The sequence below is a fragment of the Staphylococcus sp. 11511212 genome, assembly GCF_011394755.1.
GTDB classification, from domain to species: domain Bacteria; phylum Bacillota; class Bacilli; order Staphylococcales; family Staphylococcaceae; genus Staphylococcus; species Staphylococcus chromogenes.
Map to the genome: position 1 here is coordinate 157513 of NZ_JAANBQ010000003.1, position 13638 is coordinate 171150.

The 13638-nt window shown below is 35.0% G+C and carries 10 protein-coding genes and 1 riboswitch; all 10 genes read left to right on the forward strand.

Annotation, left to right across the window (positions count from 1 at the left end; genetic code table 11):
• The first annotated feature begins 181 nt into the window (after nt 1-181).
• Nucleotides 182-886: a response regulator transcription factor gene (locus tag G8Y84_RS02190; RefSeq protein WP_165806087.1), complete on the forward strand. Its 705-nt coding sequence runs from the start codon at nt 182-184 to the stop codon at nt 884-886.
• A complete protein-coding gene (pnpS, locus tag G8Y84_RS02195; protein WP_105962862.1) occupies nt 887-2587 on the forward strand; it encodes a two-component system histidine kinase PnpS in 1701 nt (566 codons plus the stop codon).
• 226 nt (nt 2588-2813) lie between these two features.
• Complete coding sequence (polA, locus tag G8Y84_RS02200; RefSeq protein ID WP_165806088.1) at nt 2814-5441, forward strand: DNA polymerase I; 2628 nt, start codon at nt 2814-2816, stop codon at nt 5439-5441.
• Nucleotides 5442-5456: 15 nt separating this feature from the next.
• On the forward strand, nt 5457-6329 hold the full coding sequence (gene mutM / locus G8Y84_RS02205; RefSeq protein ID WP_037574318.1) for a bifunctional DNA-formamidopyrimidine glycosylase/DNA-(apurinic or apyrimidinic site) lyase: 873 nt from the start codon (nt 5457-5459) through the stop codon (nt 6327-6329).
• Between the two features lie 15 nt (nt 6330-6344).
• On the forward strand, nt 6345-6950 hold the full coding sequence (gene coaE / locus G8Y84_RS02210) for a dephospho-CoA kinase (RefSeq protein WP_037574315.1): 606 nt from the start codon (nt 6345-6347) through the stop codon (nt 6948-6950).
• A 228-nt stretch (nt 6951-7178) separates the two neighbouring features.
• The gene (locus G8Y84_RS02215) at nt 7179-8189 is read left to right on the forward strand and encodes a glyceraldehyde-3-phosphate dehydrogenase (protein ID WP_165806089.1); all 1011 of its coding nucleotides are present in this window, start codon (nt 7179-7181) and stop codon (nt 8187-8189) included.
• Between the two features lie 132 nt (nt 8190-8321).
• The gene (nrdR, locus tag G8Y84_RS02220; protein WP_037574309.1) at nt 8322-8789 is read left to right on the forward strand and encodes a transcriptional regulator NrdR; all 468 of its coding nucleotides are present in this window, start codon (nt 8322-8324) and stop codon (nt 8787-8789) included.
• A 1-nt stretch (nt 8790) separates the two neighbouring features.
• On the forward strand, nt 8791-10152 hold the full coding sequence (locus G8Y84_RS02225; protein ID WP_069191681.1) for a replicative helicase loading/DNA remodeling protein DnaB: 1362 nt from the start codon (nt 8791-8793) through the stop codon (nt 10150-10152).
• Nucleotides 10149-11072, forward strand: a complete 924-nt coding sequence (dnaI, locus tag G8Y84_RS02230; RefSeq protein WP_037574305.1) for a primosomal protein DnaI — start codon at nt 10149-10151, stop codon at nt 11070-11072. Before G8Y84_RS02225 ends, dnaI begins: the two co-directional genes overlap by 4 nt.
• A gap of 303 nt (nt 11073-11375) precedes the next feature.
• Complete coding sequence (thrS, locus tag G8Y84_RS02235; protein ID WP_037574303.1) at nt 11376-13313, forward strand: threonine--tRNA ligase; 1938 nt, start codon at nt 11376-11378, stop codon at nt 13311-13313.
• A gap of 51 nt (nt 13314-13364) precedes the next feature.
• A riboswitch (Lysine riboswitch) is annotated at nt 13365-13539 on the forward strand.
• The last annotated feature ends 99 nt before the right edge of the window (nt 13540-13638 follow it).

The following is a 13638-nucleotide window of genomic DNA, read 5'->3' on the forward strand; positions in this document are numbered from 1 at the left end:
TGTAAAGTTGTCGTCGTGCTTTGACTCATTTAACTTAAAAGTGGGTAATACAAAAATGAAGTACGAAGATGTTTTATTTGTTAAGTGATTATTAAGATATTGTAAAGTTACTTAATAACATATTATTTTTAAGCTCATTTTAAGTTATAATGAACTTAATCATACATAGGAGGTACATGTAATGGTGCAAAGAGTGCTTGTGGTTGATGATGAACAATCAATTGTCACATTACTCAAATATAATCTTGAGCAAGCAGGATACCTTGTAGAAATTGCCCAAGATGGTGAGGAAGCAATTGAAAAGGAAAAAGAAACAAAACCTGATCTAATTGTTTTAGACGTGATGTTGCCAAAAAAAGATGGTATTGAAGTATGTAAAACAATCCGTTCTGATAAAAATCAGGTGCCCATCCTTATGTTAACTGCAAAAGATGATGAATTTGATCGTGTTTTAGGGTTAGAGCTTGGGGCAGATGACTATATGACTAAACCGTTTTCCCCTAGAGAAGTCGTGGCACGTGTCAAAGCGATTTTGAGATGTTCATCCCAATTTGATGCTGCACGTGCTGAAGAGGATGATGAAGATATTGTCATCGGCCCTATCCGTATTAGACCTGACTATTTTGAAGTCTATCGTCATGATGAATTGTTAGAACTGACACCCAAAGAATTTGAATTATTACTGTACCTTGTCGAACGTCAAGGACGTGTCATTACGAGAGAGCACATGTTGAATTCTGTATGGAATTATGAATTTGCGGGAGATTCACGTATTGTTGATGTACATATAAGTCATTTACGTGACAAGCTTGAAGAAAACCCTAAACAGCCCCAATTTATAAAAACGGTACGAGGATTAGGCTATAAATTGGAGCGTCCAAAATAAATGATTAAATTTTATCATAAATTATTAATCATACTTACAACAATTACTGTTGTAAGTTTTCTTATATTAGGGTTTATTGTACATAATTCTATATATACTATTTCTGTTGAACATCAAAAGAAAGAACTTCAAAAACATGCGCAACAAATCATTAGTTTACATCATAATCATAACGATAGACGTATTCAATCTCTTGCCGAAACCTATGAGTCAAATATTTTAATTTTAGATAAAGGGAAAACTTATCGCGTCAATACAAAGCAAGATTTTAATATTGAAAAAAGAAAAGCTGAGTTATTAAGACAATTGAAATCAGAAAATCCAGTTTATATCTTAGATGGTAAAGCTGGAGAATATTTATTTGGGATTGAAAAAGGAAATGTGACCTTATTAATGAGTGGCGAATACGATACAGTATATGCACTTCAAATGCAATTTTGGAAATATTTAATTTTAATGGGTATCGTTTTCATTGCACTTATCTTCTTCACAGTGCGATATATTAACAGAACATACATCCAACCAATAAATGAAGTCTCTTATGCCGCTTCACTTTTAACTCAAGGTAATTATCGCGTGCGTGTCCCTGAAAGTAGTGTAAAAGAAACACGTGAATTGTATGTCACAATTAATGTATTAGCGCGACGTCTTGAACGATTAAATAGTGAACAAAAAATTCAAAGGAACAGATTAGTGACTACATTGGAAAATATTCCTAGTGCGGTATTAATGATTGATAAACATGGCAATATTGTGGTAGCGAATAAAACCTTTTATGATATTTTTAATGAAAATACTAATGTTGAACAGCAAAACTATGAAAAATTACTACATCCGACTTTAAAAAAATTAGTCGTAGAAGGGTTTCGTACAGAAAAGCCTGTTTATGATCAAGTTGAATTACTTTTGAATCAAATTCATCAAAAGTTTTTTGATACTTCATGTGTGCCAATTTTGACACGTACTAAAAAGAGACTACAAGGTATGGTTATCGTTTTACATGATATTACACAACTCAAAAAATTAGAAAATTTAAGGAGAGATTTTGTTGCTAATGTCTCTCATGAGTTGAAAACACCAATAACCTCTATTAAAGGGTTTACTGAAACATTATTAGACGGTGCCAAAAATGATGAGGCCTCACTAGACATGTTTTTAAATATCATGTTAAAAGAATCCAATCGTATTCAGTCTTTAGTCGATGATTTATTAGATTTATCCAAAATTGAACAAAATACTGAGCTTGATAAACATTCGATTCGTTTATCGAAAGTCGCCCATCATGCATTAGAAATGATTCAACCGCTTGCTCAAGATAAAAATATTGAGCTTATTGATGAAATCAATGATAATGTGACCGCAATGGCAGATGAATCGAAAATGTCTCAAGTCATTGTAAATTTACTTTCTAATGCAGTAAACTATTCACCACCAGATAAAACGATCACGATACGTGTTTATAACAAAGAACGCTGTAAAGTGATTGAAGTGATAGACCAAGGTATTGGTATTGCAAAAGAAGAAACTTACCGGATATTTGAACGCTTTTATCGAGTTGATAAGGCGCGTAGCCGTGATTCAGGTGGCACTGGTTTAGGATTATCTATTACAAAACATATTGTTGAAGGATATCAAGGCACGATTGAAGTTGAAAGTGAGCTTGGAAAAGGGTCAATATTTAGAGTCCAATTACCAGAATAATGAATACTTATTAAAGAGGAATGGAAATCGCATTGATTTTCGAAATTCCTCTTTTTTGCATTTCACGAAGCGTCTTTCTAGTCATATCATCGCTTCTAATAGTTTTTCATATATGTGTAGATTATGTTTTTAATTTGCGAGGCTATGAGATGGAGTTTTAATGTCCGAATGGGTATTTGGTAAGGGATATGATAAAATAAATTCAAAGTAACTAGGAGGGACCGTTGTGGATAAATTAGTATTAATTGATGGAAATAGCTTAAGCTTTCGAGCATTTTACGCTTTGCCATTACTACAAAATAAGGCAGGAATTCATACCAATGCAATATTTGGCTTCGCACGTTTATTAGAAAAGATTATCAAAGAGGAAGCGCCCACACATTTTCTAGTTGCCTTCGACGCAGGTAAAACAACGTTTCGTCATGAAACATATCAAGATTATAAAGGTGGGCGTCAAAAAACACCTCCTGAACTGAGTGAACAATTTCCATATATTCGTCAATTGTTAGATGCATACCACATCCAAAGATATGAATTGGAGAACTATGAAGCGGATGACATTATTGGTACTTTGAGTCGTCAAGCTGATGAGCGTGGCATGCAAACCATTATTATCACAGGCGACCGCGATTTAACACAATTAGCATCTAACAATGTCACAATATATTACACGAAAAAAGGTGTCACAGATGTGGATCATTATACGCCTGATTTTATATCAGAAAAATACGGTGGCTTGAGTCCAGATCAAATTCGTGATTTAAAAGGACTCATGGGGGACACTTCAGACAATATACCTGGCGTGGTAGGTGTCGGTGAGAAAACGGCACTCAAATTGTTACATCAGTTTGAGACTGTCGAAGGTGTTTATGAAAATATAGACCAAGTGAGTGGTAAAAAATTAAAAGAAAAGCTTGAAAATAGTAAAGCCGATGCTTTAATGAGTAAAAAACTTGCCACTATTAATAGAGAGAGTCCGATTGAAGTTTCTTTAGAGGATACAAAGCGACCTGAAAATAATGATGAAAGTGAAAAAATCCAATTATTTAAAACGCTTGAATTTCGTCAACTTTTAAATGAAGTAGATGTGAATACTGACACAAACTTTCCCCAAAAAGAATACAAAGTTCAAATAGATTTTAACAATGTAGATTTTCATCAATTAACTTCAGCTGTAATCCACATAGAAGTTGACGGTGATAATTATATCCAAAATGATATCCTAGCAATTGGCTTAAAAACAGTAGATGAATATATCGTTATTCCGGCAAATAATATTTCTAAACATGACGCATTTGTCCAATGGTTAGAAAATAGCGATACGCAAAAATTAGTGTTTGATGCCAAAAAAACATACGTCGCATTGAAACGTTTAGGTGTGACGATTCAAAATATTACATTTGATACCATGTTAGGGAGTTATCTCATTGATCCATCTCAGACGATTGATGATGTTGCTTCCGTGGCTACATTGTATGAAGGGACTTCAGTTAAAGAAAATACAGCAGTATATGGAAAAGGCAAATCTTATAAAGTCCCAGATTTTTCTATTTTATCCTCACACATTGCGACGGTGCTTGATGCCATTGAAGTACTACAACCCGTTATGAAAGAAAAACTGATGAGCAATGCGCAAATGGAGTTACTAGAGGAAATTGAATTACCTTTAGCAATCATTTTAGGAGATATGGAGTATACAGGTATTTATACTGATATCAACACTTTGAAAGCTATGGAGAATGAAATTCAAGCAAAGTTAGACACACTTATTGCAGATATTCATGCCCAAGCAGGGGAAACTTTTAACATTAATTCTCCTAAACAACTGGGTGTCATTTTATTTGAAAAATTAGAACTTCCGATTATTAAAAAAACAAAGACAGGTTATTCTACAGCTGTAGATGTTCTAGAAAAATTGCAAGGACAACATCCTATTATCGATCTCATCTTAGCTTATCGTACATTATCAAAATTACAGTCGACGTATGTCGAAGGTTTACAAAAGGTGATTTGGGAAGATCAACGTATTCACACGAGATTCAACCAAACATTGGCACAAACAGGTCGACTTTCTTCAGTGGATCCTAACTTACAAAACATCCCGATTCGAATCGAAGAAGGTCGTAAAATTCGAAAAGCTTTTAAACCAACAGATGAGAACAGTGTCATATTAGCGGCAGATTATTCACAAATTGAATTACGGGTTTTGGCACATATTACAAAAGATCCAACTTTGCAAAACGCTTTTATAGAAAATGAAGATATTCATACCACGACTGCGATGAAAGTGTTTCACGTGGATGCCTCTGATGTCACGTCACTTATGCGTCGTCAAGCAAAAGCGGTTAACTTTGGAATTGTGTATGGTATTAGCGACTACGGATTAAGCCAAAGCCTCGGTATTACTCGTAAAGAAGCGCAACAATTTATTGATGATTATTTAAATCATTTTCCAGGCGTGAAAACTTACATGGAAGAAATAGTTCAAGATGCAAAACAAAATGGGTATGTTGAAACATTGTTAAAACGCCGTCGTTATATTCCTGATATCACGAGTCGAAACTTTAATAAACGGGGATTCGCTGAACGTACAGCAATGAATTCACCAATACAAGGGAGCGCAGCAGATATAATCAAATGCGCCATGGTTCAATTGGATGCTGCAATGAAAGAGAAATCATTTAAAGCTAAATTACTTCTTCAAGTCCACGATGAATTAATTTTCGAACTGCCAAAAGATGAGGTAGAGGCATTTAGCAAGTTTGTTGAAGAAATTATGGAACATGCTTTAGAATTAGATGTGCCGCTTCGTGTAGAATCCGATTATGGTGACACATGGTATGATGCAAAATAGAAAGTAGGGAGTTAATTGCCAGAATTACCTGAAGTAGAACATGTAAAAAGGGGTATTCAACCTTTCGTCGAAGGGGCAGATATCGAAAAAGTTACTTTTTCTAGTCATGTCATAAAAGGAAAAGCTGAAGGGAAAGCGACTATTGTTAAAGGAATGAGTTTAGAGGCTTTTGAGCAATTTACCGTTCATTTTACAATTAATCGTGTATACCGAAAAAGTAAATATATTTTGTTTGACTTATCGAATGGTGAAACTCAACGCATGATGATTTCACATTTAGGTATGGCCGGAGGTTTTTTTGTCGTCAAACGTATTGATGATATTGCAATTGCTAATTATCGTAAACATTGGCACGTCATATTTCATCTGAGTAATGATTGGTTATTAGTCTATTCAGATATAAGAAGGTTCGGTGAAATTCGAAACGTTGAACGTATTGAAGAATATCCTTCGCTATTAGAAATTGCTCCAGAACCTTTTAGTGAAGAAGCTTTACCTCATTACTTAGCGCAATTCGAACAAAAAAAATTCCGAAAAATGCCCATTAAGCGTATGATATTAGAACATCGAGTGATTTCAGGCTGTGGAAATATTTATGCTTGCGAAGCGTTATTTGATGCGAAAATAAATCCTCACCGATTGAGCCAAGATTTATCTCAAGAGGAACGTATTCGTATTTTTAAAAGTGTTGTAAAAGTTTTAGAATTGGGTATTTTAAATGGGGGAACGAGTATTTCTGACTATGTTCATGCAGATGGTCAACGTGGTTCAATGCAAAATAATCTAAAAGTCTATAAACAAAAATGTTGCCCAGATTGTCAAAACCCAATTGAAACGGCCATCATCGGAGGAAGAAATACGCACTATTGTAAGTATTGTCAAGTTTAAGGAAGAAGGTATGTTATGACTAAAGTCATCGGATTAACTGGTGGAATCGCAACAGGAAAATCGACTGTTGCTGAACTTTTAAAAGCGCATGGATTTAAAATTGTAGATGCAGATATAGCTTCGAGAAAGGCTGTTGAAAAAGGCTCTGAAGGATTGAAAAACGTAGTAGCTGAATTTGGAGAAGAAGCCCTTACAGAAGAGGGTGAAATGAATCGTGAATATATTGGACAACAAATATTTTACGATGACCTAAAAAGAGAAAAACTCAACGCAATCATCCATCCTATTGTTAGAGAAATTATGGAAAACGAAAAAAAACAATATTTAGCTCAAGGTTATGATGTTGTGATGGACATTCCGTTACTATTTGAAAATGGATTGGAGAAAACTGTGGATGAAGTATGGTTAGTCTATACTTCGCCAAGTATTCAAATTGATCGGCTTATGGAGCGAAATCAATTGTCAATTGAAGATGCTAAAGCACGGATTTACAGTCAAATTTCAATTGATAAGAAAAGTCGAATGGCGGATGTTGTCATTGACAATTTCGGAACTAAACTTGAATTAAAACAAAATCTTGAGCAAGCTTTAACAGAAAAAGGATATCTTAAAGAAGCATAACTAAAAATACCTCACAGTGTAAAAATTGTGAGGTATTTTTATGTATATATATGGATTAAATATTACCTGTAATTATGCTATGTAAACCTATGGATGTTAAAAAAGGAGTGAAAGTAGAGATATTGCCATTAAATCGTAAAATTTTCCGTCGTAAACGGTTTCATTTTTGCATAATTATGATATACTCTTAAATATAAGTATAACACATTAACAAGGAGTGCTTTTTTCATGACGACAAAGATTGCGATTAACGGTTTAGGCCGTATCGGACGTATGGTATTAAGAATTGCTTTAAATAGAGAGGACATAGAAGTAGTTGCAATTAATGCGAGCTATCCGCCAGAAACGATTGCACATCTTATCAAATACGACACAACGCATGGACGTTTTAATAAAGAAGTACAACCTACTGAAAATGGAATTATCGTAGAGGGTAAAACGATAAAATTAGTTTCTGACCGTAACCCAGAAAATTTACCATGGAAAGACTTAGGAATTGATGTAGTCATTGAAGCTACAGGGAAATTCAATCATGGTGACAAGGCAGATGCACATATTAAAGCCGGAGCTAAAAAAGTCTTACTTACAGGTCCTTCAAAAGGTGGACATGTTCAAACCATCGTTAAAGGGGTAAATGATCAAGATTTGAATGTTGATGAGTACGATATTTTCAGTAATGCTTCATGTACAACAAACTGTTTAGCGCCGGTTGCTAAAGTATTAAATGACAAATTCGGTATTGAAAACGGCCTTATGACGACTGTTCATGCAGTAACAAATGATCAAAATAATTTAGATAATCCACATAAAGACTTACGACGTGCGCGTGCAGCATTTGAAAGTATTATTCCTACATCTACGGGTGCTGCTAAAGCTTTAGCACTTGTTTTACCTGAATTAGAAGGAAAATTACACGGTATGGCATTACGTGTTCCTACAAAAAACGTTTCATTAGTTGATTTAGTCGTTGATTTGGAACAATCTGTAACGAAAGAAGAAGTAAATCAATTATTTAGAGACAATAATCTAAATGGTGTCATCGATATCGTGGATGAACCTCTCGTTTCTGATGACTTTAATACTGATAGTCATTCTGCAATCATCGATGCGCAATCTACAATCGTTATGGGAGATAAAAAAGTAAAAGTTCTCGCTTGGTATGATAACGAATGGGCATATTCAACTCGTGTTGTAGATGTCTTACAACAAATTGCAGAGGCAATTAAAGTAACAGCATAATTAAAAATATGTAAAACTCCTCAAAAAGAGTCAAGGTGTGCTTTGCGCCTTGGCTCTTTTGAACGTTGCACTTTGGTTATTAAAACAGTTTGTAGTATAATGAAACAAAAATATTGAAGAAGGTGAAAAGTTGTGAAATGCCCAAAATGCCAAAATACGCAATCTCGCGTGATTGATTCAAGACATGTGGATGACCTAAATGCTATTAGACGAAGACGTGAATGTGAGCATTGTGGGACTCGTTTCACTACTTTTGAACATATAGAGATGAGTCCGCTCATTGTTGTAAAAAAAGATGGCACAAGAGAACAGTTTAACCGTGAAAAAATATTAAATGGCTTAGTGCGTTCATGCGAAAAACGACCTGTTCGTTTTCAACAGTTAGAGGATATTACGAACCAAGTTGAATGGCGACTTAGAGATTCAGGGATGGCGGAAATTTCCTCGAGAGCTATCGGAGAATATGTCATGGATCTTTTGATAAACGTCGATCAAGTGTCATACGTACGATTTGCATCAGTTTATCGTGAGTTTAAAGATGTGGATCAGTTATTAACATCAATGCAAGGCATCATCAATGAAAATAAGCGGAGTGAATAAAATGGTTTCCATGTTTGATAGTCAATTAAATGCACATGACGGATTTAAAGTTATTCGTCCTTTCCATTACCATCGCCTCCATCAAGAAGTGTTGAATCGTTTGTTTATTCCACTTATTGGTGCTGAAGCGGTAAGTTATTATTTATATTTAGAACAATTTCATCAACAGCCTCTTGAATCCAATTTAACTCATTATACGGTGATGTCTGAACTGAAAATCAATTTATTGAAGTTTCGAAAAAACCTAGATCTATTGGAAGGCATTGGTCTTTTAAAAACCTACGTCCGTCATTCGCAACAAACGACAGAATTTATATATGAACTTGTGCCACCGCCTTCACCATCTGGTTTCTTCAATGATCCTATGCTATCTATTTATTTTTATCAGGTTGTGGGGCAGGCCCGCTATCATGAAATAAAACGCTTTTTTATACCTCAACAAAAAGATTTAACCGGTTATACAGAGGTTACCAAAAAATTCACCGATGTTTTTAAAGTTCCTCAACAATCCAATCATTTACGGGACCAAAAACTGATTGAATCACGATATGAAGGTGTAGATTTATCAGACGTCACGTTTGATTTTGATTTGTTAAAAGATATGTTGCAAACGCATTATGTAAGTGACGAAGTGATTTCTGAACCTAACAAAACAACGATTATCCAATTAGCCACTTTATATCGTTTATCGCCCGATGTGATGAAAACAGTGATTTTAAAATCGTTAAATAGTGACCAAAGTATATCTATTTCCACTTTACGAAAGACAGCGCAAGAATATTACCTCATAGAAAACCAACAAGAATTGCCATCTTTAACTGAGTCAAATACCGATCACTCGCAAAATGAAGATGAAAATATTGAAGCAGTGGAAGTAACGAATTGGGAAGAGTGGTATGAGGTAATGGACAATACGAGTCCAATAGTAATGCTGACTTCATGGGGAGGCTCAGAACCTACGCCTCAACAAAAAGCGATGATTGAAGATTTATTGAATAGAGAACAATTGAGCTTTGGGGCAATTAATGTGTTATTACAATATGTGATGCTTTCAAAAGACCAAAATTTACCTAAAAATTATGTGCTTTCAGTCGCATCAAGCTGGAAAAAAAATGGTGTCACTGATGCTAAATCTGCACATGCTTTAGCTGAAAAAATCAAAGAGAAGCAATCACGTTCGTACTCAAACTATAAATCACAACGTCCTCAAGAACAATTACAGTCAAAAGAAAAAACGCCTCGTTGGCTCACACATCCAGACGAATTTAAATTACAGGATGAGGATCAAGAAAGTTTACAAAAAGATAAAGATGCATTTCTAAATAAACTAAAAAATAAAAAGCGGGCAGGTGAGAAAGAATGAAATCGTTTGGGAGCATTATTGGTTCAAATGAAGCATTTGAAAAAAGAATCGCTAAAATCAAACGCGACGTGTTACAAGATCCAGATGTCAAAAAATTTTTAGAGGCACATCAAAGTGAATTAACAAATCGTATGATTGATGAAGATTTGAATATTTTACAAGAATATAAAGATCAACAAAAAAACTATGACGATCATCATACTTATGAAAACTGTCCTAATTTTGTTAAGGGTCATATCCCCGAACTCTATATTGAAAACGAGCGAATTAAAATCAAATATATTCCGTGTCCATGTAAAATCAAACATGATGAAGCTAAGTTTTATAGTAATATGATTACTTCATTTCATATGCATCCAGATACATTGAACGCCAAAATCAAAGACATATATATGAATCGTCGGAATCGCCTAGAATTGGCAATGCAATTAGACGAGATGATTGATCAGATTATCGCAAAACAACCCACAAAAGGATTATATCTTTATGGTGAATTCGGAACGGGCAAATCCTTCATTTTAGGAGCGATTGCCAATGAATTAAAAAGCAACCGTGTGTCTTCCACTATCATATATGTTCCAGAATTTATACGTACACTTAAAAATGGCTTTAAAGATGGTTCAACTGACCGAAGAGTTAAAGAAGTTCGAGAAGCAAGGGTATTATTTTTAGATGATATTGGAGCTGAAGAAATTTCTCCATGGGTTAGAGATGAGGTGCTTGGACCTATTTTACATTATCGTATGATACAAGAATTACCCACATTTTTTAGCTCGAATTTAAATCTCGATGAACTTGAACACCATTTGTCTGTAACGCGTGGGGGGACAGAAATGACAAAAGCTGCGCGAATCATGGAACGGGTTAAAACGCTCGCTCAACCCTATCGACTCGAAGGAGAAAATTATAGAAAGCGTTGATATTTTTAAGAAAAGCGTTATAATGTAATTAACTAAATGAACGACTAAAAGTATGAGGATTCGATAAAATACCTCCTATTATCCAGAGAGCTACCGTTGGTGAGAGTGTAGTTTTTAGTGTATTTTATTACTCCCTCTATTTTGGCACTTGTAATGAGTGCACGGCTCAAGACCGTTATCTTATGTAGAGTTTGTATGTTTATTTAACATACTTTTCTAGGGTGGTACCACGATTGACCTCGTCCCTGTTCTGGGATGAGGTCTTTTTGTTTTTAGTCGTTATTTAATTTAAGGAGGATGCATATGGCTGAGATAAGTATACGCTTTCCAGATGGAAATGAAAAAAGTTTTGAAAAAGGAATAACTACTGAAGAAATCGCACAATCTATCAGTCCTGGTTTACGTAAAAAAGCAGTAGCAGGTAAATTCAATCAACAATTAGTAGATTTAACACGTCCACTAGAAGAAAATGGCGACATTGAAATTATTACACCAGGGAGCGACGAAGCACTAGAGGTATTACGTCACTCAACAGCACATTTAATGGCACAGGCCATCAAACGCTTATATGGTGATGTAAAATTTGGCGTAGGCCCAGTTATTGATGGTGGTTTTTACTACGATTTTGATATGGAAGAAAAAGTGTCGAGTGATGACTTTGAAAAAATAGAAAAAACAATGAAACAAATTGTTAATGAAAATCATCCCATCGAACGTCGTGTGGTTTCACGTGAAGAGGCGAAATCATTTTTTAGTGAAGATCCATATAAACTCGAATTGATTGATGCGATTCCTGAAGATGAAAGTGTAACGCTATACTCACAAGGAGAATTCACTGATTTATGTCGTGGCGTGCATGTGCCATCTACGTCTAAAATTAAAGAATTTAAATTGCTATCTACAGCAGGGGCGTATTGGCGTGGTGACAGTAATAATAAAATGTTACAGCGTATCTATGGTACAGCATTTTTTGATAAAAAAGACTTAAAAGCACATCTTAAAATGTTAGAAGAACGTAAAGAACGTGACCATAGACGTATTGGTAAGGATTTAGAACTCTTTACGAACAATCAATTAGTAGGGGCAGGATTACCGCTTTGGTTACCAAATGGTGCGACAATTCGACGAGAAATTGAACGCTATATCGTCGATAAAGAAGTGAGTCTCGGTTATGATCATGTATATACACCTGTCATGGCAAATGTAAATTTATATAAAACATCTGGACATTGGGATCATTACCAAGATGATATGTTCCCTGTCATGCAATTAGATGAAGATGAAGCAATGGTGCTTCGTCCAATGAATTGCCCACATCATATGATGATATATGCAAATAAGCCACATTCTTATCGTGAACTTCCAATTCGTATCGCTGAACTAGGTACAATGCACCGCTATGAAGCGAGTGGGGCTGTATCAGGGTTACAACGTGTGCGTGGAATGACTTTAAATGATGCTCACATTTTTGTTCGTCCAGATCAAATTAAAGATGAATTTAAACGTGTTGTAAACATGATTATCGATGTATACAAAGATTTCGGGTTTGAAGATTACCGCTTCCGTTTAAGCTATCGTGATCCTGAAGATAAAGAGAAATATTTTGATGATGATGACATGTGGAACAAAGCAGAAGCGATGTTAAAAGAAGCTGTAGACGAATTAGGTTTAAGTTATGAAGAAGAAACAGGTGAAGCTGCGTTTTATGGTCCAAAACTCGACGTACAAGTGAAGACAGCAATGGGTAAAGAAGAAACCTTATCTACGGCTCAACTTGACTTTTTATTACCGGAGCGATTTGATTTATCTTACATTGGTCAAGATGGTGAACAACATCGTCCAGTCGTTATTCATCGTGGCGTCGTTTCGACAATGGAACGTTTCGTTGCCTTCTTAACTGAAGAAACAAAAGGCGCTTTCCCTACATGGTTAGCTCCTCAACAAGTTGAAATCATTCCTGTTAATGTGGACCTACATTATGATTATGCGAAACAAATTCAAGATGAACTTAAATCCCAAGGTGTTCGTGTGAATATTGATGATCGTAATGAAAAGATGGGATACAAAATTCGTGAAGCTCAAATGAAGAAAATTCCTTACCAACTTGTTGTTGGTGATAAAGAAGTAGAAAATAATGAAGTGAACGTTCGTAAATATGGTTCTCAAGATCAAGAAACAGTTGAAAAAGATGATTTTATTTGGAATTTAGTAGACGAAATTCGCTTGAAAAAGCATAGATAACTTGTCAATCTTTTGTGATTAAGTTATAGTAGTTATTAATAAATGAATATGAATTTAGTTAGAGGTTGCGTCTTTAAAAAGTCGTTTGTCAGAAGTCGAATGGGACATATGTTGCACAAATAAAAGGTAAAGACGCCGAAGTGAAAGGTGAACCATCAACATCTTTTGCTGGGCTAGTATTCGAACAGAAGCTAGACTGTCACAATAGTGGTGTGCTATCTATGTTATACATGAAACAAAGGTTGCATTCTCAATGTAACCTTTGTTTTTTTAAGAGAGTAATGACTTAAATTGTAACACCTACCTCTAGGTAAAAGGGAAAGGA

What these genes read in the sequence shown, in the direction of transcription:
- G8Y84_RS02225 (WP_069191681.1), top strand. Translation starts at nt 8,791, where the DNA reads ATGGTTTCCATGTTTGATAGTCAATTAAATGCACATGACGGATTTAAA.
- thrS (WP_037574303.1), top strand. Translation starts at nt 11,376, where the DNA reads ATGGCTGAGATAAGTATACGCTTTCCAGATGGAAATGAAAAAAGTTTT.
- coaE (WP_037574315.1), top strand. Translation starts at nt 6,345, where the DNA reads ATGACTAAAGTCATCGGATTAACTGGTGGAATCGCAACAGGAAAATCG.
- G8Y84_RS02190 (WP_165806087.1), top strand. Translation starts at nt 182, where the DNA reads ATGGTGCAAAGAGTGCTTGTGGTTGATGATGAACAATCAATTGTCACA.
- dnaI (WP_037574305.1), top strand. Translation starts at nt 10,149, where the DNA reads ATGAAATCGTTTGGGAGCATTATTGGTTCAAATGAAGCATTTGAAAAA.
- pnpS (WP_105962862.1), top strand. Translation starts at nt 887, where the DNA reads ATGATTAAATTTTATCATAAATTATTAATCATACTTACAACAATTACT.
- G8Y84_RS02215 (WP_165806089.1), top strand. Translation starts at nt 7,179, where the DNA reads ATGACGACAAAGATTGCGATTAACGGTTTAGGCCGTATCGGACGTATG.